Source organism: Ramlibacter aquaticus (genome assembly GCF_015159745.1).
GTDB classification, from domain to species: domain Bacteria; phylum Pseudomonadota; class Gammaproteobacteria; order Burkholderiales; family Burkholderiaceae_C; genus Ramlibacter; species Ramlibacter aquaticus.
This window is the reverse complement of record NZ_JADDOJ010000070.1, coordinates 1-21,942: the sequence shown is the minus strand read 5'-3', so window position 1 is coordinate 21,942 and position 21,942 is coordinate 1. Positions and strand designations below refer to the sequence as shown.

22 protein-coding genes are annotated in these 21,942 nt (G+C 72.4%); 17 read left to right on the top strand and 5 right to left on the bottom strand.

Annotation, left to right across the window (positions count from 1 at the left end; genetic code table 11):
- Positions 1-123 precede the first annotated feature (123 nt).
- Together IM725_RS15265 and IM725_RS15260 are read right to left on the bottom strand one after the other, a co-directional pair.
- Positions 124-1,425, bottom strand: coding sequence for a TAXI family TRAP transporter solute-binding subunit (locus IM725_RS15265; RefSeq protein ID WP_193781499.1), 1,302 nt, complete (start codon positions 1,423-1,425; stop codon positions 124-126).
- Positions 1,426-1,436: 11 nt separating this feature from the next.
- A complete protein-coding gene (locus tag IM725_RS15260) occupies positions 1,437-2,414 on the bottom strand; it encodes a P1 family peptidase (RefSeq protein ID WP_227753846.1) in 978 nt (325 codons plus the stop codon).
- A 146-nt stretch (positions 2,415-2,560) separates the two neighbouring features.
- Between IM725_RS15260 and IM725_RS15255 the strand changes: the two genes are divergently transcribed.
- The 6 genes from IM725_RS15255 (at position 2,561) to IM725_RS15230 (ending at position 10,246) form a co-directional block, all read left to right on the top strand.
- Positions 2,561-2,869 carry a hypothetical protein gene (locus IM725_RS15255; RefSeq protein ID WP_193781495.1) on the top strand — a complete coding sequence of 103 codons (309 nt, stop codon included), beginning with the start codon at positions 2,561-2,563 and terminating at the stop codon, positions 2,867-2,869.
- 60 nt (positions 2,870-2,929) lie between these two features.
- Positions 2,930-3,976: a DMT family transporter gene (locus IM725_RS15250; protein ID WP_193781494.1), complete on the top strand. Its 1,047-nt coding sequence runs from the start codon at positions 2,930-2,932 to the stop codon at positions 3,974-3,976.
- Positions 3,977-4,055: 79 nt separating this feature from the next.
- On the top strand, positions 4,056-5,747 hold the full coding sequence (locus IM725_RS15245) for a long-chain fatty acid--CoA ligase (protein ID WP_193781493.1): 1,692 nt from the start codon (positions 4,056-4,058) through the stop codon (positions 5,745-5,747).
- Between the two features lie 77 nt (positions 5,748-5,824).
- Positions 5,825-6,817 carry a catalase family protein gene (locus IM725_RS15240; protein WP_193781492.1) on the top strand — a complete coding sequence of 331 codons (993 nt, stop codon included), beginning with the start codon at positions 5,825-5,827 and terminating at the stop codon, positions 6,815-6,817.
- 139 nt (positions 6,818-6,956) lie between these two features.
- Positions 6,957-8,540, top strand: coding sequence for an ATPase domain-containing protein (locus IM725_RS15235; protein ID WP_193781491.1), 1,584 nt, complete (start codon positions 6,957-6,959; stop codon positions 8,538-8,540).
- Positions 8,537-10,246: an ATP-binding protein gene (locus IM725_RS15230; protein ID WP_193781490.1), complete on the top strand. Its 1,710-nt coding sequence runs from the start codon at positions 8,537-8,539 to the stop codon at positions 10,244-10,246. Before IM725_RS15235 ends, IM725_RS15230 begins: the two co-directional genes overlap by 4 nt.
- A gap of 138 nt (positions 10,247-10,384) precedes the next feature.
- On the opposite strand, the gene IM725_RS15225 is transcribed toward IM725_RS15230, so the two are convergent.
- On the bottom strand, positions 10,385-10,891 hold the full coding sequence (locus IM725_RS15225; RefSeq protein ID WP_193781489.1) for a hypothetical protein: 507 nt from the start codon (positions 10,889-10,891) through the stop codon (positions 10,385-10,387).
- 120 nt (positions 10,892-11,011) lie between these two features.
- Here IM725_RS15225 and IM725_RS15220 point away from each other — a divergent pair, with 120 nt between their 5' ends.
- Genes IM725_RS15220 through IM725_RS15210 form a run of 3 tightly spaced genes read left to right on the top strand, consistent with a single transcriptional unit; the run spans position 11,012 to position 13,692 of the window.
- Positions 11,012-12,304: an SDR family oxidoreductase gene (locus IM725_RS15220; RefSeq protein WP_287066799.1), complete on the top strand. Its 1,293-nt coding sequence runs from the start codon at positions 11,012-11,014 to the stop codon at positions 12,302-12,304.
- Entirely contained in the window at positions 12,304-12,780 is a 477-nt protein-coding gene (locus tag IM725_RS15215) for a DUF2269 family protein (RefSeq protein ID WP_193781488.1), read from the top strand. Before IM725_RS15220 ends, IM725_RS15215 begins: the two co-directional genes overlap by 1 nt.
- Before the next feature lie 12 nt (positions 12,781-12,792).
- A complete protein-coding gene (locus IM725_RS15210; RefSeq protein ID WP_193781487.1) occupies positions 12,793-13,692 on the top strand; it encodes an NAD(P)/FAD-dependent oxidoreductase in 900 nt (299 codons plus the stop codon).
- On the opposite strand, the gene IM725_RS15205 is transcribed toward IM725_RS15210, so the two are convergent.
- The gene (locus IM725_RS15205; protein ID WP_193781486.1) at positions 13,689-14,078 is read right to left on the bottom strand and encodes a DUF488 domain-containing protein; all 390 of its coding nucleotides are present in this window, start codon (positions 14,076-14,078) and stop codon (positions 13,689-13,691) included. The genes IM725_RS15210 and IM725_RS15205 overlap by 4 nt on opposite strands.
- 148 nt (positions 14,079-14,226) lie before the next feature.
- Between IM725_RS15205 and IM725_RS15200 the strand changes: the two genes are divergently transcribed.
- The 6 genes from IM725_RS15200 to IM725_RS15175 all read left to right on the top strand — a co-directional run bounded on the left by IM725_RS15200 (position 14,227) and on the right by IM725_RS15175 (position 19,152).
- A complete protein-coding gene (locus IM725_RS15200) occupies positions 14,227-15,375 on the top strand; it encodes a serine hydrolase domain-containing protein (RefSeq protein ID WP_193781485.1) in 1,149 nt (382 codons plus the stop codon).
- Positions 15,376-15,391: 16 nt separating this feature from the next.
- Entirely contained in the window at positions 15,392-15,910 is a 519-nt protein-coding gene (locus IM725_RS15195; protein ID WP_193781484.1) for a cupin domain-containing protein, read from the top strand.
- Between the two features lie 60 nt (positions 15,911-15,970).
- Positions 15,971-16,474, top strand: coding sequence for a hypothetical protein (locus IM725_RS15190; RefSeq protein WP_193781483.1), 504 nt, complete (start codon positions 15,971-15,973; stop codon positions 16,472-16,474).
- Between the two features lie 136 nt (positions 16,475-16,610).
- The gene (gene egtB, locus IM725_RS15185; protein WP_193781482.1) at positions 16,611-17,867 is read left to right on the top strand and encodes an ergothioneine biosynthesis protein EgtB; all 1,257 of its coding nucleotides are present in this window, start codon (positions 16,611-16,613) and stop codon (positions 17,865-17,867) included.
- Complete coding sequence (gene egtD / locus IM725_RS15180) at positions 17,861-18,874, top strand: L-histidine N(alpha)-methyltransferase (RefSeq protein ID WP_193781481.1); 1,014 nt, start codon at positions 17,861-17,863, stop codon at positions 18,872-18,874. Before egtB ends, egtD begins: the two co-directional genes overlap by 7 nt.
- A complete protein-coding gene (locus tag IM725_RS15175) occupies positions 18,871-19,152 on the top strand; it encodes a DUF427 domain-containing protein (RefSeq protein ID WP_193781480.1) in 282 nt (93 codons plus the stop codon). Before egtD ends, IM725_RS15175 begins: the two co-directional genes overlap by 4 nt.
- A gap of 36 nt (positions 19,153-19,188) precedes the next feature.
- On the opposite strand, the gene IM725_RS15170 is transcribed toward IM725_RS15175, so the two are convergent.
- A complete protein-coding gene (locus tag IM725_RS15170; protein ID WP_193781479.1) occupies positions 19,189-19,653 on the bottom strand; it encodes a hemerythrin domain-containing protein in 465 nt (154 codons plus the stop codon).
- Between the two features lie 264 nt (positions 19,654-19,917).
- On the opposite strand from IM725_RS15170, the gene IM725_RS15165 reads away from it, so the two are divergent.
- Together IM725_RS15165 and IM725_RS15160 are read left to right on the top strand one after the other, a co-directional pair.
- Positions 19,918-20,922 (top strand): ABC transporter substrate-binding protein, encoded by a 1,005-nt coding sequence (locus IM725_RS15165; RefSeq protein WP_193781478.1) that lies wholly within the window; start codon positions 19,918-19,920, stop codon positions 20,920-20,922.
- A 37-nt stretch (positions 20,923-20,959) separates the two neighbouring features.
- Positions 20,960-21,919, top strand: coding sequence for an ABC transporter permease (locus IM725_RS15160; RefSeq protein WP_407692530.1), 960 nt, complete (start codon positions 20,960-20,962; stop codon positions 21,917-21,919).
- The last annotated feature ends 23 nt before the right edge of the window (positions 21,920-21,942 follow it).

Sequence of the window (21,942 nt, the reverse complement as noted above, 5' to 3'; positions counted from 1 at the left end):
AGGGCGGGGGGAGAGTGGGGGCCCGCCCCGGAGGGGCCAAACCAAGCCCCGCAGGGATCAAGTCCCGCCCCGAAGGGATTCGAACGAGCCCTCAGCGAACCACGCACCCGGGTGGAGGAAGACTCACCCCTCCACCTTCCTCCTCACCAGCGCGATATTCCCCCGCAACGCATACAACTCGTCCGCATACGACAGCGGCACGTGGATGCGCCCGACCCGCTCGTCCAGCGCCTCCAGCTCGCGGGCCAGGCGCGCCTTGTCGGCGCCGTCCTCGTGCATCTGCAGCTCGATGTCACGCAGCTGCGCGTACCAGCGGAACACGCGCGAGCGGATGCGGAACTGGTAGAGCGGCGGCACGATGCGCGAGATCGGCAGCAGGATGGCGATGATCAGGCCCAGGGCCAGCCACATGCGCTCGACCACGTTGGCCATCCAGAAAGGCAGCCAGCGTTGCAGGAAGGGCCGGCCGCCCTGCAGCGTGCGCTCGGCCTCGCGCGACAGGGGGTACTCGCTGTGCTCCATGGTCGGGAAGGCGCCGGCGCGGTTGAACCAGCCGGCCGGGCTGTGGATGTCGCGTGCCGCCAGCGCGAACAGCTCCAGCAGGGCCGGGTGCGTCTCCTTGCGCGTGAGCAGGGCCGTGGTGGTCGCCACTAGGTGCAGGTCGGTGGCTGGCATGTCGCGCGCCAGGTCGACCACGCCGCGCGGCAGCACCACCGGCGTGAGGAAGGGGAAGCGGCGCGAGTAGGCCTCGCTCTGCGCGAAGTCCATCAGCTTCACGCCCGGCGTCTGCAGCAGCATCTGCACCATCAGCGATTCGGGCGCCGAAGCGAAGACGATCGCGTCCAGGTCGCCGCCCAGGAAGGCCACCGTGGCCGGCGTCTGGCCCAGCTGCGACAGCTTCAGCTGCGAAGGATCGACCTTGTTGGCCTGGAACAGCTTGCTCATGAGCGCGGGCTCGCCGCTGCCCGGCGTGCCCACGTTGACGCGCAGGCCCTGCAGCTGGGTCAGCGCATCCAGCGAGCGGTGGCCCTCGTCGCGGTAGAACAGCCAGACCGGCTCCACGAACAGGCTGCCCAGTGATTCGATGCCGCCATCGGCCGTGGGCGCGTCCTCGCTGCTGCCGCCCTGCACGAAGCCCAGGTCGGCGCGGCCCTCGCGCAGCAGGCGCAGGTTGTCCGAGGAGCCCTGGCTGGGCACCAGTTCGACCGTGATGCCGTTCGCCGCCAGGGCCTTGCGGTAGCGCTTGCCGAACTCGTCGTAGGCGCTCTGGGCCGGCCCGGTCGCCAGGCGCACCTTGTGCGGCGGCGTCGGGTCCAGCCAGAGGTAGGCCATCACCAGCAGCGCCACGGCCAGGACCGCGAAGGGCCCGGCCGAGACCAGCAGGTCGCGGATGGACAGCAGGGTGTAGCGCACCACCTTGGGCATGTGGGGAGGCCTCATGCCGCGATGTCGCGTGCGGCCGGCAGGCGCAGCCCGTCCAGCGTGAGGGACTCGGCCGCGCGCACGGCGCGCAGCACCGCCAGGGCGGTGGCCTCGGCGGCCAGGGCGCAGAGCAGCATCATGCCGGGCGAGCGCGGGGCGCGTCCGGTCGCGAGCGCGAACATCGTGTCGCCGTCCGAGGGGGTGTGCACGGGGTTGATGCTGCGCGCCAGCCCGTCGTGCGACACGGCGGCCAGGCGCTGCGCCTGGGCCTTGGTCAGCGGCGCGTCGGTGGCGACGATGCCGATGGTGGTGTTGGTGCCCGCCAGCAGCGCAGCGGGCAGCTCGCCGCGCAGCAGCGCGCGCCGGCTGTCGCGCAGGCGCAGGCCGTCCTCGGTGCGCGCGCCGGCGACGAGGCGGCCGGTGTCCGGGTCCAGCACGTCGCCCAGCGCGTTGCAGGCCACGATCGCGCCCACGGTCACGCCCGCGACGCTGAGCGAGGCGCTGCCGATGCCGCCCTTCATGGCATAGGCGCCGCCGAAGATCTTGCCCACGGTGGCCCCGGCGCCCGCGCCCACGTTGCCCTCCGCGGGCGCGGCCGCGCTGGCCGCCTCGCAGGCCGCATGGCCGGCGGCCGCGTCGGGCCGCACGGACGCATCGCCCACCAGCAGGTCGAACAGCACGGCGGCCGGCACGATGGGCACGCGCACCGGCCCCACCGGCACGCCGATGCCGCGCGCCTCCAGCCAGCGCATCACGCCGCCCGCCGCGTCCAGGCCGAAGGCGCTGCCGCCGGTCAGCAGCACGGCGTGCACGCGGTCCACGGTGTTGGCGGGGGAGAGCAGGTCGGTCTCGCGCGTGCCGGGCGCGGCGCCGCGCACGTCGACGCCTGCCACGGCGCCTTCCGGCGCCAGCACGACGGTGCAGCCGGTGGGCCGCCGCGGGTCGGTGAAATGCCCGGCCAGCAGGCCGGCGACATCGGTGATGGAGCCCATGAATTCATTATCCATGGGCCTCGCGGCGGGGTCGCCGGTGCCGTCCTACAGCCGGTGCGGTTCCTTGGCCGACAGGGCAGGGCCGCAGAGCTTCCTAGAGTGGGCGAGGCAATTCCAAACCACCGACGAACACGAGAGGCCCCGCCATGAACAGCGACACCGCATCCAGCTCCCCCACCATCGACACCCTGGGCACCGGCACCATGGGCAGCACCGGCACCGGCACCGGCACCAGCGGCACCGCCGCCGGCCGCGAGACCGTGCAGAAGGCCGCCCAGAAGGCGCACGCCGCCGTGGACAGCATGGCCGAAACCCTGGGCAGCAGTGCCGACCGCGTGATGGGTTGGCAACAGGAGTACGGCGAGGCCGCGCGCGAGCAGATCCGTGCCAACCCGCTCGCGGTGGTGGCCGGCGCCTTCGCCATCGGCTACATCATGGCCCGCATGACGCGCTGAGCGGGGACGTACCATCGGGGGCGTGAGCCCCTTCCACCTGATGGTCCCTGGAGCCCCGCGATGAGCTTGTCGCGGGGCGTTGCCGCGAGCCTGTCGGCCGCGCTGTTGTTCGGCGCCGGCACGCCGCTGGCCAAGCTGCTGCTCGCCGGCGCCAGCCCCTGGCTGCTGGCGGCCCTGCTGTACCTGGGCTCGGGCCTGGGCCTGGCCCTGCTGCGCCGCGTGCGCCGCTCAGAGCCGGTGCGGTTGCCGCCCGGCGAACGGCTGTGGCTCGCCGGGGCCATCGCCAGCGGTGGCGTCGCCGGGCCGGTGCTGCTGATGGCCGGGCTGGCCGCGATGCCGGCCTCGGGCGCCTCGCTGCTGCTCAACGCCGAGGCCGTGTTCACCGCCGTCATCGCCTGGTGCGTGTTCCGCGAGAACGTGGACCGGCGCATCGTGCTGGGCATGCTCTGCATCGTGGCCGGCGGGCTGGTGCTGAGCTGGCCCGGCCAGCTGGCCTGGGCCGGCTGGCGGCCCGCGTTGCTGGTGCTGGGCGCCTGCCTGGCCTGGGGCGTGGACAACAACCTCACGCGCAAGGTCTCGCTCTCGGACGCAACCTGGATCGCCATGGCCAAGGGCCTGGCCGCCGGCACCACCAACCTGGTCCTGGCGCTGACCCTGGGCGCCGCCTGGCCGGCGCCCGCCGTCGTCGCAGGGGCCGCGGTGGTCGGGTTCCTCTCGTATGGCGCCAGCCTGGCCCTGTTCGTGGTCGGCCTGCGCGAGCTGGGCACGGCGCGCACCGGCGCGTATTTCTCGGTCGCGCCCTTCTTCGGCGCGCTGCTGTCCGTGCTGCTGCTGGGCGAGCCCGTCACGCTGGCGCTGGGGCTGGCCGCCGCGCTCATGGCCGCCGGCGTGGCCCTGCACCTGGCGGAGCGGCATGCGCATGCCCATGCGCACGAGCCGCTGGACCATGCGCACGTGCACGTGCACGGCGCCGGGGACGAGCACCACGACCACGTGCACGTGCCGCCCGTGCCCGCGGGCACCCGGCACGCCCACGCGCACCATCACGCGCCCCTGGTTCACACCCATCCGCACTACCCGGACGCGCACCACCGCCACAGCCACTGAGGCGCCCGGGTCGCGCAGGCGACGTCTTGGGGATCATCCCTGATGCGGTGGCGGCCCAGGGGCGCTAGCCTCCCCGCGCATGGAACGTCCGCATCACAAGTTCTGGCCCGCGCGCCTGCCCCATGCCCTTCGCACCCCCGAGACCTCGCTCTGGGACAACCTCGCCACCAGCGCCCGCCGCTACCCCGACAAGGCCGCGCTGGTCTTCTTCGGGCACGTGCTGAGCTACCGCGACCTGCTGGCCCAGGCCGAGCGCCTGGCGGCCCGGCTGGCGGCGCTGGGCGTGCAGCACGGCGACCGGGTGGTGCTCAACATGCAGAACTGCCCGCAGCTGGTGATCGCGCATTTCGCCATCCTGCGCGCCAACGCGGTGGTGGTGCCGGTCAACCCCATGAACCGGGCCGAGGAGCTCAAGCACTACATCCGCGACCCCGACGCCAAGGTGGCGATCACCACGGCCGACCTGGCGCCCGAACTGGCCCGCGCCAACGACGAGCTGCCGCAGGCCGAACAGCTGGCGCACCTGGTGGTCAGCCACTTCACCGACTGCTTCGATCCGCAGGCGCCGGGCGCCGACATGCCCGAGGCCTGGCGCCCCTGGCTGCTGACGCGGCACGAACTGCCCACGCTGGCCCACGGCCAGGCCATGGCCTGGGCCGAGGCGATCGACAACACCCTGCCGGTGCCCGAGCTGCGCGTGGGCCCGGAAGACCTGGCCGTGCTGCCCTACACCAGCGGCACCACCGGCCTGCCCAAGGGCTGCATGCACCCGCACCGCACCATCATGCACAACGCCATCGCCGGCGCCGCCTGGGGCAATGGCACGGTGGAGGCCGTGACCCTGCTGGTGGTGCCCATGTTCCACATCACCGGCATGGTGACGGTGATGCACACCAGCATCTGGCTGGGCAGCACCCTGGTGATCATGCCGCGCTGGGACCGCGACCTCGCCGGCCGCCTGATCTCCCAGTGGGGGGTCACCAACTGGACCAACATCCCCACCATGGTGATCGACCTGCTGGCCAGCCCGCACTTCAAGGAGTACGACCTGTCCAGCCTGGGCTACATCGGCGGCGGCGGCGCCGCCATGCCGCAGGCCGTGGCCCAGCGCCTGCTCGACGAGTTCGGCCTGCGCTACGTGGAAGGCTACGGCCTGACCGAGACGGCCGCGCCCTCGCACAGCAACCCGCCCGACCGGCCCAAGCAGCAGTGCCTGGGCGTGCCCTACATGAGCTGCGACGCCCGCGTGGTCGACCCCGAGACCCTGAAGGAAGTGGCGGTGGGCGAGCAGGGCGAGATCATCATCTGCGGCCCCATGGTGTTCAACGGCTACTGGAAGCGGCCCGACGCCACGGCGGCGGCCTTCATCGAGTTCGAGGGCAAGCGCTTCTTCCGCTCCGGCGACCTGGGCCGCATGGACGAGGACGGCTACTTCTTCATGACGGACCGCCTCAAGCGCATGATCAACGCCTCCGGCTTCAAGGTCTGGCCGGCCGAGGTGGAGGCGCTGATGTTCCGCCACCCCGCCATCCAGGAAGCCTGCGTCATCGCCACCCGCGACGCCTACCGCGGCGAGACGGTCAAGGCCGTGGTCGTGATCCGGCCCAGCCACCGGGGCCAGGTGACGGAGGAGCAGATCATCGAGTGGTGCCGCGAGAACATGGCGGTCTACAAGGTGCCGCGCATCGTGCAGTTCGCCGAGACCCTGCCCAAGAGCGGCAGCGGCAAGGTGATGTGGCGGGCCCTGCAGGAAGCCGAGAACAGCGCCTGAGGAAATCCCCGCCCGGTTGACGGAACTGCTGCCATGCGTAAACTTTGTAACTTAATCATAAGAAAAAGAGTTGTCCCATGGTTCGCAGGTCGCTCGCACCGAGCACTGCGTGGCAGGAGAGGGTCGCACCGGACGAAGCGGTACGGCATGCACGCTACGCGGACATCATCGAGGAGCTCCAGGCCCGCAAGTCGCTGAAGTGGGGCGACGGGCGCGCCTTGCACCGCAAGCAGGTCGTGGCCGCGCAGGGCACGCTGCAGGTGCTGGACGGCACGCCCGGCTACGCCCAGCACGGCGTCTTCGCGGAGCCGCGCGACCTCGAGGTCTGGCTGCGGCTGTCCAACGGCAGCTTCGACCGGGGGCCCGATGCGAAGCCCGACATCCGCGGCTTCGCGCTGCGGGTCTTCGGCGTCGCCGGACCCTCCAACTTCGGCCAGCCCACCGAGGTCCAGAACTTCACCTTCATCAACCAGGAGCGCTTCGCCTTCCGCGCCAGCGACGAGTTCCTGGGCTTCGTCGAGGCGGCCGGCCGGGGCGGGCGGTCCCTGGCGCGCCACCTGGTGTCGCGCTACGGGCTCATCGGCGGCCCCTTGCAGCTGGCCCGCATGGCGGCCAGCACCGCGCGGCGCTTCCAGGGCTTCGCGAGCGAGACCTTCCACAGCGTGCTGCCCATGGCCTGCGGCCCCTACGCGGTGCGCCTGCGCCTGCTGCCCGCCGCGGCCAACGGCCCGGCCGCCCGGGGCAAGGCCGACTGGTCCGCCGACTTCTGCGACCGGCTGCGCGCCCGTCCGCTGCACTGGGACCTGCAGATGCAGTACTACGCCGACGAACGCTCGACCCCGATCGAGGACCCGACGGTGGCCTGGGCCACGCCCTGGAGCACGGTCGCGCACCTGATGCTGCCGCGCCAGGACCTGGGTTCGCCCGCCGGTCAGGCGCTGGCCCGGCAGGTCGAGGCGGGCGCCTTCGACCCCTGGCAGGGCCTGGCCGAACACCGGCCGCTGGGCGAGGTGCAGCGGGCCCGCCGCGCCACCTACCTGCCCAGCCAGCAGGGCCGCGGCGCCGCCTGAGGCCCGCCCGGGGGACGCCATCGCGGCGTCGCCCTGACTCGACTGTCGGCCTCCTCCTACAGCCTGCACGACCGTGCGCGCCTAGCATGGCGCCTTCGTTGGCGGCTGCAAGCCGGCGGCCGCAACTTCACCAGCCTCGATGCCCAGCAGTTTTTTTTCACCCCGTCCCATTCCTGAGCAGGAACGCGCCTCCACCGGCATCGATGGCCTGGATGCCGTGCTTGGCGGCGGGCTGCCCACCCACCATCTCTACCTGATCGAGGGCAACCCCGGCGCCGGCAAGACCACCATGGGCCTGCAGTTCCTGCGCCGCGGCATGGAGCTGGGCGAGAAGGGCCTGTACATCACGCTGTCGGAGACCACCAGCGAACTGCTGACGGTGGCCCAGTCGCACGGCTGGGACCTGGACGGGGTGGAGATCTTCCAGCTCGTCACCGATGAGGGCCTGAGCCTGGATTCTCAGCAGTCGGTGCTGCATCCGTCCGAGGTGGAGCTGGGCGAGACCACGCGCGGCATCATGGCCGCCACCGAGCGGGTGCAGCCCCTGCGGGTGGTGTTCGACAGCCTGTCCGAAATGCGCCTGCTGGCGCAGAACCCGCTGCGCTACCGCCGCCAGGTGCTGGCGCTCAAGAGCTACTTCGCCACCCGCCAGTGCACGGTGCTGCTGCTGGACGACCGCAGCGCCTCGCAGGAGGACCTGCAGCTGCACAGCATCGCCCACGGCGTGATCTGCCTGGAGCAGAGCGTGGACCAGTACGGCCCCGAGCGGCGCCGCCTGCGCGTGATCAAGATGCGCGGCATCCCCTTCCGCGGCGGCGAGCACGACTTCAACCTGAACACCGGCGGCATCGCCGTATTTCCGCGCCTGGTCGCGGCCGAGCATCGCGGCCACTTCCAGCCCGAGACGGTGTCCAGCGGCACGCCGGGCCTGGACCGGCTGCTGGGCGGTGGCCTGGTGCGCGGCAGCAACCTGCTGTTCAGCGGCCCCTCGGGCGTGGGCAAGACCACCACGGCCATCGCCTGCGTGCGGGCCGCCCTGATGCGCGGCGAGCGCGTGGCCTACTACCTGTTCGACGAGGGCCTGAACACCCTGCTGGTGCGCTCGCGCGCGCTGGCGCTGGACGTGGAGCCCTTCATCGAGGACGGACGCCTGGACCTTCGCACGCTGGACCCGGCCGAGGTCTCGCCCGGCGAATTTGCGAACATGGTGCGCACGGCCGTGGAGCACGAGGCGCGCATCGTGGTGATCGACAGCCTCAACGCCTACCTGCAGGCCATGCCGGGCGACAAGCACCTCATGCTGCAGATGCACGAGCTGCTCACCTTCCTCAACCAGCGCGGGGTGGTGACACTGCTCATCCTCTCGCAGCACGGCGTCCTGGGCGATCTGCGCGGCGACGTGGACCTGAGCTACCTGAGCGACGGCATCCTCATGTTCCGCTTCTTCGAGGCCCGTGGCAGCCTGCTCAAGGCCGTGTCCGTGGTCAAGAGCCGCACCAGCGCCCACGAGCTGACGATCCGCGAGTTCCGGCTCGGCGCCAGCGGCATCGAGGTGGGCGAGGCCCTGACCGATTTCGAGGGCGTGATGACGGGGGTGCCGTCCTACCGCGGCAAGCTGGCGCTGCTGTCCGATGGCGACCTGGACGACCCCGGGGTGGAGCCTCGCGTGGCCGAGGTCGACCCGGCCCTGGAGCGGGCCCGGGGCCGGAAGGGCCAGGGATGACCGAACTGCGCGTCCTGGTCCATGCGCCCCGGGGCCGCGATGCCTCGGTGGTGCGCGACGTCATCCGGCCGGCCCATGTGACCGAGGTCTGCGAAACCCCGGGCGGCCTGCTGGCCGCGCTGGAAAGCGGCGCCGCCGCCGCCGTGATCACCGAGGAGGCGCTGGGCGAGCCGGTGCTGGTGCACGGCCTGCGCCGCTGGCTCGCGCACCAGCCGCCCTGGTCGGATTTCCCCTTCGTGGTGCTGGCCTCGCGCCAGGTGGGCCCACGCCCGGCCGGCGCCGTGGCCACGCTGCACGGACTGGGCAACGTCATCCTGCTGGAGCGGCCGCTGAACGCGGAGACGCTGGCCAGCGCCGCCGACGCGGCGGTGCGGGCGCGTCGGCGCCAGTACATCACGCGCGAGCACCTGGACGAGATCAGCCGCGCGCGCACCGAGGTCGAGCAGCTGAACGCCGCGCTGGAGCAGCGCATCGAGGCGCGCACGCGCGAGCTGGCGACGGCCAACAACCGGCTGATGAAGGAGATCGCCGAGCGCGAGCGGGCCCAGGCCGCGCTCACGCAGGGCCAGAAGATGGAGGCGATCGGCCGCCTCACCGGCGGCATCGCGCACGACTTCAACAACCTGCTCCACGTGGTCAACATGAACCTGGAGCTGATCTCGCTGTATGCGCGCGAGGAGAAGGTCAAGCCGGTGGTGGAGCGCGCCAAGAGCGCGGCGCGGCGCGGTGCCAAGCTCACCGGCCAGCTGCTGTCCTTCGCGCGCAACCAGTCGCTGGTGCCGCGCCTGACCAACGTCAACAAGCTGCTGCTGGGCATGCGCGACCTGCTGGAGATCTCCGCCGGCTCGCTGGTCACGGTGACCCTGGACCTGTGCGAGGACCAGGCCTCCATCGTGGTCGATGCGAGCCAGCTCGAGATGGCGGTGCTGAACCTGGCGGTGAACTCGCGCGACGCCATGCCCGAGGGCGGCACGCTCACCATCTCCACCTGCGGGCGCCTGGACACCGACCTGGACGGGCAGATGCCGCGCGGCGACTACGTGGTGGTCAGCGTCAGCGACACCGGCCCCGGCATCCCCCCGGCGGTGCTGTCCAAGGTGTTCGACCCCTTCTTCACCACCAAGCCCCTGGGGCACGGGACCGGGCTGGGCCTGTCGCAGGTGTACGGCTTCGCGCGGCAGTCCGGCGGCCTGGCCTTCATCCGCAGCGAGCTGGGGCGCGGCACCTCGGTGGAGCTGTGCTTCCCGGCCGCCCACCTGCAGGCGCCCGAGCTGGCCGAGCCGCCCGCCGCCGCGCCGCTGCCGCAGGGCGAGAAGCTGCGCCGCATCCTGGTCGTGGAGGACGACGCCGACGTGCGCCGCGTGATCGTCGAATGCCTGGGCCTCATCGGCTACACCGTGATCGAGGCGGCCAACGGCGCCGAGGGCCTGGCGGCCATCGCACAGGACAAGCCGGACCTGATGGTGGTCGACTACGCCATGCCCGACATGACGGGCGCCGAGGTGATCTCCAAGGCGCGCGAGATGGTGGGCGAGTTCCCCGTCATCCTCGCCACGGGCTATGCCGACATGGCCGCGGTCGAACGCCTGGCCGGCAAGCCGGCCATCCTGCGCAAGCCCTTCGACATCAACTCCCTGGGCAGCGCGGTGGCGGCGGCGCTGACGGCGCAGCACGCGGGCACGCGCCGGAGCCTGAGCGCCGCGTGAGGCGCGACACCCGCTGAGCGCCGCTTGAGGCGCGACACCTGCTGCCCGCCGCCTGAGGCGCGACACCCGTTGCCTGCCGCCTGAGGCGCGATACCCAATACCCGCCGCCTGAGGCGCGAGGTCCTGCTGCCCGCCGCTTCAGTCTTCCCGCATGCGCGCCAGGAGCAGCGCGGACAGGCCCAGCCCCAGGCCGAAGGCGCCGTAGCCCAGGGCCAGCGCCCCGCGCGACAGCCGCGCCTCGTAGCCCGGCTGCAGCCGCTGCGGCGTGAGCTTGTAGTCCACGAAGCAGGCGAGCGCGGCGGCGGCCAGGCCGCCGGCCAGCGCCGGCAGGGGCTGGCGCGCCGCATCGGGGCGCAGGGCCTGGGCGCGCGCGTGCAGCACGCCCCAGAACAGGCCGGCGCCCTGGTGGATGGCCAGACCCGTGCCGGTGTACTTCCAGCTCGGCCGGTCCTCGCGGAAGGCCTGGTGCGGCCAGATCCAGTGGCTCACCGCGTTGATGGGCGCGGCGGCCTGGCCGCGGTCCTCGCGCCGGGCCAGCAGCACCATGGCGGCGGCCGAGCAGAGGCTGGCCACGGTGCCGCCGAGCGCGCCGTCGCGCAGGGCCTGGCCCCAGGGGCCGGGGTGGGCGTGTGTGTGCATGTCCATGCGCCAGCATAGGCAGGGCGACCGCGGCACGGGGGCCGGCGTCTCCAGCCGTAACCCGGTGCCCGGCAGTTTTTGCGCTGCTGGCATAGACTCGCCCGGCTTTTCAGACACATGGCGGAGGTGGACGTGCGGGTACTGGTCACGGGGGCGACGGGTTTCATTGGCCGCAAGGTGGCGCGGGCCCTGCTTGCGCGAGGCCACGAGGTGGTGGGCGCCGCGCGCGGCCGCTGGGACGAAACGCCGCCGGGCATGCGCTGGCTGCCGCTGGATTTCGGCCAGGTGCCCGCTGCCGGCTGGTGGGTGCCCCACCTGCGCGGCGTGGACGCGGTGGTGAATGCCGTGGGTATCCTGCGCGAGGTCAAGGGCCAGCGCTTCGACGCGCTGCACCACCGTGGCCCGGCCGCGCTGTTCGAGGCCTGCGCCGCCGCGGGCGTCAAGGCCGTGGTGCAGGTGTCGGCCCTGGGCGCCGACGACTCGGCCACCAGCCGCTACCACCTGAGCAAGAAGGCCGCTGACGACCGGCTGCGCGCGCTGGGCCTGCCCGGCGCCGTGGTGCAGCCTTCGCTGGTCTACGGCGACGACGGTGCCAGCGCGGGCCTCTTCAAGACCCTGGCCCTGATGCCCGTGGTGCTGATGCCGCAGCGCGGCGGCATGGCGGTGCAGCCCGTGCACGTGGACGACGTGGTCGCGGGCATTGTGGCCCTGGTGGAGGCGCCGCCGCAGCGGCCGCGCACCATCGCCTTCACCGGCCCGGCGCGCATGGCCATGCGCGACTACCTGGCCACCCTGCGACGTTCCCTGGGCCTGCGCTCGCCGCTGCGCATGGGCCCCTATCCGACGCCGCTGTTCCTCGCGGTGGCCCGCGTCGCGGGCCTGTTCCCCGGCAGCCCGCTGGACCGCGAGACCGCCGGCATGCTGCTGCAGGGCAACGCCGCCCCCGATGCGGACCTGCGCGCGCTGCTGGGCCGGGCGCCGCGCGCACCGGACAGCTTCATCCCCGCCGCCGAGGGCGAGGCGCAGCGCCGCGAGGTCCTGCTGGGCCTGCTGCTGCCCCTGCTGCGGGTGACCCTGGCATTGCTGTGGATCTGGACCGGCGTCGTGTCCCTGGGCCTGTACCCGGTGGCGGACAGCCTGGCGCTGCTGGCGCGCGTGGGCCTGCACGGCGGTGCGGCCACCCTGGCACTGCATGGCGCGGCCGGGCTGGACCTGCTGCTGGGCCTGGCGCTGCTGGTGCTGCCGGCCCGCCGGCGCGGCCCGGTGTGGGCGGCGCAGCTGCTGCTGGTGGCGGCTTACACCGCGCTGATCTCGTTTTTCCTGCCCGAATACTGGCTGCATCCCTACGGGCCGCTGAGCAAGAACCTCCCGATCATGGCGGCCATCGGCATCGCGTGGGCCTGCGAGCCCCGCCGTTGATGGACTACCTGACGATCAAGTGGCTTCACGTTCTTTCTTCCACGGTGCTCTTCGGCACCGGGATCGGTTCGGCCTTCTACCTGCTGCTCGCGCACCTGGGGGGCGAGGTGGACATGGCCGCCTGGATGAGCCGCCGCGTGGTGCTGGCCGACTGGCTGTTCACCGCCAGCACGGCGGTGCTGCAGCCGCTCACCGGCGTGTGGCTGCTGCGCCAGGCCCGGCTGCCGGCCAGCACGCCCTGGGTGGCGCAGTCCATCGCCCTGTACGCCGTGGCCATCGCCTGCTGGCTGCCCGTGGTGTGGATCCAGCTGCGGCTGCGCGCGCTGGCCGCGCGGGCGCAGGCCGAGGGCGCGCTCTCGCTGCCGGTGGCCTGGGGCCGCTGGGTCGCGGCCTGGACCGTGCTGGGCGCGATCGCCTTCGTCGCCTTCCTGCTGATCTTCCACCTGATGGTCGTGAAGCGCCTGCCCTTCGCCTGACGCGGGCCGTGCATGCCGGCTGAGGCGCCGCTGGACTGCCTCATCGTGGGCGGCGGCGCCGCCGGCCTGGTGGCGGCGGTGTACCTGGCGCGCTTCAGGCGCCGGGTGCTGGTGGTGGACGCCGGCCGCAGCCGGCTCGGCCTGATCCCGCGCAGCCGCAACGTGCTGGGCTTTCCGGACGGCATCCCCGGCGAGGCCTTGCTGGAGCGCCTGCGCGCGCACGCCGCGGCCTACCGGGTTCCCCTGGCCATGGGGGAGGTGGAGTCGCTGGCCCGGGACGAGGCCGGCGTCTTCACTGCACGCGCCGGTTCGCAGCAGCTGCGTGCGCGCCACGTCATCCTGGCCACGGGCGGTCGCGACGTCGAGCCGGCCTTGCCCGGCCTGGCCGACGGCCTGCGCACCGGCCACGTGCGCTACTGCCCGGTGTGCGACGGCTTCGAGACCCAGGGTCGCAGCGTGGCGGTGCTGGGCCCCGGTGCGCACGGGCTGCGCGAATCCTGCTTCGTGGCCGGCTTCGGCAACCGCGTCACCTGGCTGTCGCTGGGCTCGCACCAGGGGCTGCCGCCGCAGGACCTGGGCCGCCTGCGGGCCCTGGACGTCACGCTGGAGGGCGGCGAGCCGGCCCGCCTCGCCTGCGACCCCGACCGCGGCGTGGAAGCCGAGCTGGCCGACGGCCGCGTGCTGCGCTTCGACGTGCTGTACCCGGCGCTGGGCGTGCACCATGCCTCGGGCCTGGCCACGGCCCTGGGCGCGCAGGCGCTGGAGGATGGCCAGCTGGTGGTGGACGCGCACCTGCAGACCACCGTGCCCGGCCTCTACGCCGCCGGCGACGTGGCCGACGGCCTGAACCAGATCAACGTCGCCGCCGGGCATGCCGCCATCGCGGCGACGGCGGTGCACAACCGGCTCTAGGCCTCGATCGCGGCACCGCGCGCGGCCAGCAGCTCGCGCAGCACGCCGCGGTGGCAGTGCGACTCGTGCTCGCAGTAGCAGCCGAGCGAGAACGAGGTCTGGTGCGAGAGGGCGGCCAGCAGGTCCAGCAGGTGGCTGGCTTCGGGCGACTTCATCTCGGCCCTGAATTTGCGCTGGAAGGCGGCCCAGGCCTTGTCGTCGGCGGCCGCCTGGCCCTGGGCCATCAGCGGGGCGCTGGGGGCCAGCGTGGGCAGCCAGGTGTCGTAGAAGTCGCGCTGGGCGAACTCGGCCTTGGGCACGCCGCGCGGCGGCCTGCGCACGGTGCCCAGGCGCAGGCCTTCGTTCTTCGCGCGGGGCGAGCCCAGGCGGACGATGCGAAGGGCCATGGGTGTCTCCGGGTCGTGGTGCGTTGCGTGCAGTGTCGCCGGTCCACCAGCGTGGCGGCAAGCCTGGAACGCGGCCAGGGTGCCCCTGCGCGACACCGGGCGCGCAGGGCGGCGGCACAATGCACGCAGACACAAGGAGACTTCCAGCATGGCGCGACTGAACCCGCGCGGCCTGGCGCGGCTGCGCGACACGCTGCAATCCCACATCGCCCGCGGCCACCTGCCCGGTGCCGTCGCGGTGGTGGCCCAGGGCGGCCACGTGGCCGCCTTCGAAGCGATGGGCCGGCGCGACCCGGCCGCCGACGCGGCCATGGCGCCGGATGCGATCTTCCGCATCTACTCCATGACCAAGCCCATCGTCTCGCTGGCGGCGCTGATGCTGGCCGAGGAGGGCCGCCTGCAGCTGGGCGACCCGGTGGCCCAGTACCTGCCGGCCTTCGGCCGCCAGCAGGTGGGCGTGCCGGAGGGCGACGGCCTGCGCATGGAGCCGCCGCGCCGGCCGGCCACGGTGCACGACCTGCTGCGCCACACCGCGGGGCTCACCTACGAGTTCCTGGGCACGGGCGCGGTGAACAAGCGCTACGCGGCGGTCGACATCGCCGACCGTTCGCGCACCAACGCCGCCTTCTGCGAGGTGCTGGCCAGCCTGCCGCTGGCCGACCACCCGGGCACGGTGTGGCACTACAGCCGGGCCACGGACGTGTTGGGCGCCCTGCTGGAGGTGGTGTCCGGCCAGCCGCTGGGCCGGCTGCTGCAGGAACGCATCCTGGGCCCGCTGGGCATGCGCGACACGGCCTTCGCCGTGCCCCAGGCCGAGTGGGCGCGCATCGCCGAGCCCTTCGCGACCGACCCCGACAGCGGCGCTGCGGTGCGCATGCTGGAGCCGCGCGAGGTGCCGGCCTTTGAATCCGGCGGCGGCGGGCTGATGGGCACGGCCGCCGACTACCTGGCCTTCCTGGAGTGCCTGCGCAACGGCGGCCTGCACCAGGGCCAGCGGCTGGTCTCGCGCAAGACGGTGGAGTGGATGACGGCCGACCACCTGGGCGGCATCCCGCCGGTGGGCGAGCTGCTGCTGCCGGGCTACGGCTTCGGCCTGGGTTTCGCGGTCCGCCTGCAGGACGGCCTGGGCCCGCAGCCGGGGTCGGCCGGCCAGTACTTCTGGAGCGGCATCGGTGGCACCTCCTTCTTCGTCGACCCGCGCGAGGACCTGGTGGGCATCCTGATGACGCAGGCCCCGGGCCAGCGCATCTACTACCGCAACCTGTTCCGCGCGCTGGTGTACGCGGCGCTGGACTGACGAGCAGAGGCAAGCCATGAGCCACGACCACGACAAGCACAACCACGACCACGACCACGACCCCGCGCAGGGCGACCCGCGCTGGAAGCACGACGGGGTGCGCGTCATCCCGGGCCAGCAGCTCGACCCCAACGTGCCCTCCACCGCGGGCATGGACCGCAAGGCGGCGATCAACTTCGCCCGGGTCGGTGCGCAGAAGCTGTGGGCCGGCACCGTCACCATCCACCCCGACGCCAAGACCGGCGCCCACCACCACGGGCACCTGGAGAGCGTGATCTACGTGGTCCGCGGCCGGGCCCGCATGCGCTGGGGCGAACAGCTGGAGTTCACCGCCGAGGCCGGGCCGGGCGATTTCATCTACGTGCCGCCCTGGGTGCCGCACCAGGAGATCAACGCCAGCCCGACCGAGGTGCTGGAGTGCGTGCTCTGCCGCAGCGACGGCGAGGCGGTGGCGGTGAACCTGGACATCGCGCCCGTGGAAAAGCCCGAGCAGGTGCTCTGGGTGGACCCCACGCACCCGCACGGCGCCGTCTGAGCCGCCCACTGTCGGCGCCGGCCTACACGCCCGCGCGGCCCCAGGCCCTACAAACGGCGCATGCAGGATGCGCGGACCGAAGGGCAGGGCGCGAAGGCGCCGCCGGGCCAGCGCGTGGAGGGCGCGGCGCGCCCCGCCGCCGTCGACCGGGGTGCCGGCTGGGTGACGGCCATCGCCGTGGCCACGGTCGCCGCGGTCGGGCTGGGCGCGGCCTGGTACGTGCCGCGCGAGGCGCCGCCCGAGGCCGCGTTGCCCCCCCTGCAACTGCCCGCGCAACCGCTGCCCGGCCCGCAGTCCGTGGTCCAGGCGCCGCCCCTGCAGCCGGCCGGCGCGCCGCCTGCGGCCCGCGCCGCGGGTGCCGCCCCGGCCTGTGCCGATTGCGGCACCGTGCTGCGCGTGGTGGCCCTGCGCGAGAGCGGCGGCGGCCGGGCGCGCGCCTTCCAGATGCAATTGCGCATGGACGACGGCAGCGAACAGGTGCTGGAGCAGCGGGGCGCGATGGCGCCCGGCTCGCGCGTTCGCGTGCACAACGGGCGCCTGCAGGCGCTGGCCGGCCCGGGCTGATGGGCTGCCGGCAGCCCGTCTGTCAGCAGGCGCTGGCGTGTCACGCCCGGCGCGCACCCCTGTGCTGTAATCGCCGCGGAGGGGGCGACCACGACTTCCACAAGGTCCGCGCCGCGGGCCCCACGCAGGAGAACGCATGCCCGCAGTGCCAGCCCGCACGCCCGACACGACGCTGAACGAGGACCGCCAGGCCCTCCTGGACCGCCTGCTCGCGGTGCGGGCCGAAAGCCTGGCCCGCGCCGCCCGCCTCACGCCCGAGGACCAGTGCGTGCAGTCCATGCCGGACGCGAGCCCCACCAAGTGGCACCTGGCGCACACCAGCTGGTTCTTCGAGGCGGTGGTGCTGGCGCCGCACCAGCCGGGCTACCGCGCCTTCGACGAGCGCTTCGCCCACCTGTTCAACTCCTATTACGAATCGCTGGGCCCGCGCCACCCCCGGCCCCAGCGCGGCCTGCTGACGCGCCCCGGCCACGCGGAGGTGCTGCGCTTTCGCGCCCACGTGGACGAGGCGCTGGCCCGCTTCGCGCAGGAGGCGGGGGCCCAGGCCTGGGCGGCCGCCGAGCCGCTGCTGGCGCTGGGGCTGCAGCACGAGCAGCAGCACCAGGAGCTGATGTACACGGACATCCTGCATGCCTTCTGGTGCAACCCGCTGCTGCCCGCGGTGCTGCCGGCCGGGCCGGTGGCCAGCCTGGCGGCCGCGCCCGCCCCCCTGCGCTGGCTGGACCATGCGGGCGGCGTGGCCGCGATCGGGCACGAGGGCAGCGGCTTCGCCTTCGACAATGAGCGGCCGCGCCATCCCGTGATGCTGGCCCCGCATGCGATCGCCGACCGGCTGGTGAGCTGCGGCGAGTACGCCGCCTTCGTGGCCGATGGCGGCTACGAGCGCGCCTCGCTCTGGCTGTCCGATGGCTGGGCGGCGGTGCAGCAAGGCGGCTGGCGACACCCGGCGTACTGGATCGCGCCGGGGGATCCGCGGGCACCGGCCGACCATTGGCAGGTTTTCGGCCTGCACGGGGTCCGGCCGCTGGACCCGGGCGAGCCGGTCATGCAGCTCAGCTTCTACGAGGCCATGGCCTATGCCGAGTGGGCCGGCGCGCGCCTGCCCACCGAGGCCGAGTGGGAGCACGCGTGTGCCGGCCCGGGCTTCCGGCAGGCGGCCAGCCACGCCTGGCAGTGGACCCGCTCGGCCTACGAGCCCTACCCGGGCTTCCGGCCCTGGGCGGGCGCCGTGGGCGAGTACAACGGCAAGTTCATGGTCGGCCAGCAGGTGCTGCGCGGCGCCAGTCTCGCCACCCCGGCGGGCCATGCGCGGCCCACGTACCGCAATTTCTTCCCGCCGGCGGCCCGCTGGCAGTTTTCCGGGCTGCGCCTGGCCAAGGACCTTGCATGCTGAGCATCACCGAGAGCACGTCCACCCCGACCGAGACCGAGACCCAGGCCGCGGCCGAATCGGCCTTCGGCGTCGACCTGCAGGCCGCGCTGGCCGAGCGCCCGCGCAGCATGTCGCCCAAGTACTTCTACGACGACCAGGGCTCGCGCCTGTTCGATGCGATCTGCGAACTGCCCGAGTACTACCCCACGCGCACCGAGCTGAGCATCCTCGCGGCCTGCGCCGGCGAGGTCGCGGCGCGCATCGGGCCGCGCCCCGAGATCGTGGAGTTCGGGGCCGGCTCGCTGCGCAAGGTGCGGCTGCTGCTGGACGCGATGCAGGCGCCCGCGCGCTACCTGCCGATCGACATCTCCGGCGACTACCTGCAGCACAGCGTGCAGGCGCTGCGCGCGGCCTACCCGGCGCTGGAGGTGCAGCCCGTGGTGGCCGACTACACGCAGCACGTGCGCCTGCCCGCGCCCCTGGCCGGCAGCGGGCGGCGGCTCGGCTTCTTCCCCGGCTCCACCATCGGCAACTTCAGCCCGGCCGAGGCGCTGCATTTCCTGCAGTCGGCGGCCGGCCTGCTGCGTGGCGGCGCGCTGCTGCTGGGGGCGGACCTCATCAAGCAGCCGGACCGCCTGCACGCCGCCTACAACGACGCCCAGGGCGTGACCGCGGCCTTCAACCTCAATCTCCTGGTGCGCGCCAACCGCGAACTGGGCTGCGATTTCGACCTGGACGCCTTCGCCCACAGCGCGTTCTACAACGCGCCCCTGCGCCGCATCGAGATGCACCTGGTCAGCCTGTGCCGGCAGGCCGTCAGGTTGGCCGGCCAGTCCTACGAGTTCGAGGAGGGCGAGACGCTGCACACCGAGAACTCCTACAAGTTCAGCATCGCCGGCCTGCGCGAGCTGGCGCAGCGTGCGGGCTTCCGGCCCGGCCCCGTGTGGACCGACCCGGAGCGCCTGTTTTCCGTGCACTGGCTGGAGGCGCCCGCCGCCGGCGACAACGAACAGAAGGAGCAGCCATGAAGGCCATGTGGAAGGGCAAGGTCATCGCCGAGAGCGAGGACACGGTGCTGGTCGAGGGCAACCACTATTTCCCTGCCTCGGCGCTGAACCGCGACTACATCACGTTCAGCAACCACCACACCAGCTGTCCCTGGAAGGGGCAGGCGAGCTACTACTCGCTGCTGGTGGATGGCGAACTCAACACCGACGCGGTCTGGTACTACCCGGACCCCAAGCCCGAGGCCAGCATGGTGCGCGACCGGGTCGCGTTCTGGAAGGGCGTGACCGTCAGCCCCTGAGCCGCCCGGGCGCCGGGGGGGGCTCAGCGCGTCCCGCTAGCCGCCGCAGCTCGCGCCGCCGCAGCCGTGCAGCGCCTGCGCGGGCAGGCGGTCGCAGGCCCCGGTCGCGGGGTCGAAGCCCACGCTGCGCAGGTGCAGCGCCAGGGCGGCGTCCATGCTCTGGGCATGCTGGGGAAACCAGGCCGCGAGCTCGCGGATCATCTGGCGCGTGGGTGCGCTGTCGCCCGCGGCCATCCGCTGCGCGCCCTCGCGCAGCACCTGCAGCACCACCTTGTGCTGCGTGCTGTGGCAGTTGCCCGTGGAAAACCCGGTGGATTCCATCCAGCGGTCCTCCTGGCCGAAGTGCTCCTCGGTGTGGGCGATGAACTCGTCCCAGGCGGCGGGCAGCGCCGCGTCGGCCGCGGCCTCGCAGGCGGCGAGCAACTCGACGAACTCGCGGTGCGTGTCGTCCATGGCGGGGTATTCGATTTCGAGCGCGGCGGACCAGTTCAGCGTGGGCATGGCATGAGACTCCTCGCGCAAGCCTAGGGGCGGCGGCGCCGCCTCGCCTTGATGCAGGTCAGCAAACGGGCTTGGTGCGCCGGCACCAAAGCGGGGAGGGCGCGCGGGCCCCGACAGACGCCCTCTTTTCCCTCCCGCAGGGGCGCTTTCCAGAGGGAAAAGCCGGCCGCGCGGGCGCTGGCGCCACGGTTGGCATGCAAGCTGCTATCTCCCCTTGAGTAATACGTTTTCCAAGTTCCGTAACACCACTCGAGGGAATTACCCATGCTCCAGCATCCGGCGAAACGGGCCACGCTGCGCCTGCTCTCCAAAGTCCTGCTCTCGGCCGCCGCCCTGGGCGCGTCCGCCGTCTCCCTGGCCGCCGAGCCGCTCAAGATCGGCTACAGCGACTGGCCGGGCTGGGTGGCCTGGCAGGTGGCCATCGAGAAGAACTGGTTCAAGGACGCCGGCGTGGACGTGAAGTTCGAGTGGTTCGACTACTCGGCCTCCATGGACGCCTTCACCGCCGGCAAGATCGACGCGGTCACCATGACCAACGGCGATGCGCTGGTCACCGGCGCCGGCGGCGGCAAGAACGTGATGATCCTCATCACCGACTACTCCAACGGCAACGACATGATCGTCGCCAAGCCCGGCATCAAGAGCATCACCGACCTCAAGGGCAAGAAGGTGGCGGTGGAGAACGGCCTGGTCGAGCACCTGCTGCTGCGCAACGCCATGAAGAAGGCCGGCATGAAGGCCGGCGACATCGAGATCGTCAACGCCAAGACCAACGAGATGCCGCAGGTCTTCGCCACCAAGGACATCGCCGCCGTGGGCGCCTGGCAGCCCATCGTCGGCCAGGCCCTGAAGGCGGTGCCCGGCTCCAAGCCGGTCTACACCTCGGCCGACGAACCCGGCCTGATCTTCGACGTGCTCGCCGTCAACCCGGCCAGCCTGAGCGCGCGCCGGGCCGACTGGCAGAAGGTGGTGAAGGTCTGGGACCGCGTGGTCGCCTACATCGAGGACCCCAAGACCCAGCCCGACGCCGTGAAGATCATGGCGGCCCGCTCCGGCGTCACGCCCGAGGAGTACCTGCCCTTCCTCAAGGGCACCAAGCTGCTGACCCTGGAAGAGGGGCGCAAGGCCTACGCCAAGGGCAACGACTTCAAGTCGCTCTACGGCTCGACCGAGATCGCCAACACCTTCAACTGGTACAACAAGGTGTACAGCTTCAGCCAGAAGATCGACACCTACATCGATCCCTCGCTGACGGCTGCCGCCAAGTAAACCCCTGACCCGGTGGCTCGCGCCGCCGCATCACTCCGTGCGTTCCATCGCCCAGAAGCTGGCGGCCCTGCGCCGCCGGCCGGGGGTTCTCTTGACCCTCGCATCCTTCCTGCTGCCGCTGCTGCTGTGGTGCGCGGTGTCCTACCTGCCTTTCGTCTGGCACCCCAAGGTGAAGATCGAGGCGGCGGGCAGCGTGGACTACTTCCAGCCCGGCATGCTGGTGGACCGGGACGACTTCGAGCGCGAACTCGCCGACGCGCGCACGGCCGGCAAGGCGCTGCCCACGGGCGTGCCGGCCAACCCCGTGTACCTGCCGGCGCCGCACCAGGTGGCGCGCGCGCTGTACACCGCCTTCACCACCGCGCCCGAGCAGAAGGACGCGCCCTGGCTGCACCAGAGCCTGTGGCACAGCATCCAGATCATCTTCTGGGGCTTCCTCATCTCCTCCGTGCTGGGCGTGCCGCTGGGCATCCTGGCGGGCACCTACCGGCCGCTGGCCACGCTGTCCGAGCCCTTCATCGAGTTCTTCCGCTACCTGCCCGCGCCCGCCTTCGGCGCGCTGGCGGTGGCCATCCTGGGTATCTACGACGGGCCCAAGATCGCGATCATCGTCATCGGCACCTTCTTCCAGCAGGTGCTGATCATCGCCAACACCACGCGCAAGCTGGAGGCCACGCTGATCGAGGCCGCGCGCACGCTGGGCGCCAAGGGCTCGCAGCTGGTGACGCGCGTGATGCTGCCCGGCATCCTGCCCGACCTGTACCGCGACCAGCGCATCCTGCTCGGCTGGGCCTGGACCTACCTGATCGTCGCCGAGTTGATAGGTACCAGCAGCGGCATCACCTTCTTCATCACCCAGCAGGCGCGCTACCAGCACTTCGAGAACGTCTATGCCGCGATCGCGATCATCGGCGTGATCGGCTTCGGCAGCGACCTGCTGCTCGGCCTGCTGGGCCGCCGCCTCTTCCCCTGGGACCGGGCCCAGCCCGGCCGCTGAGGACACCCCGCCATGAGCCAATC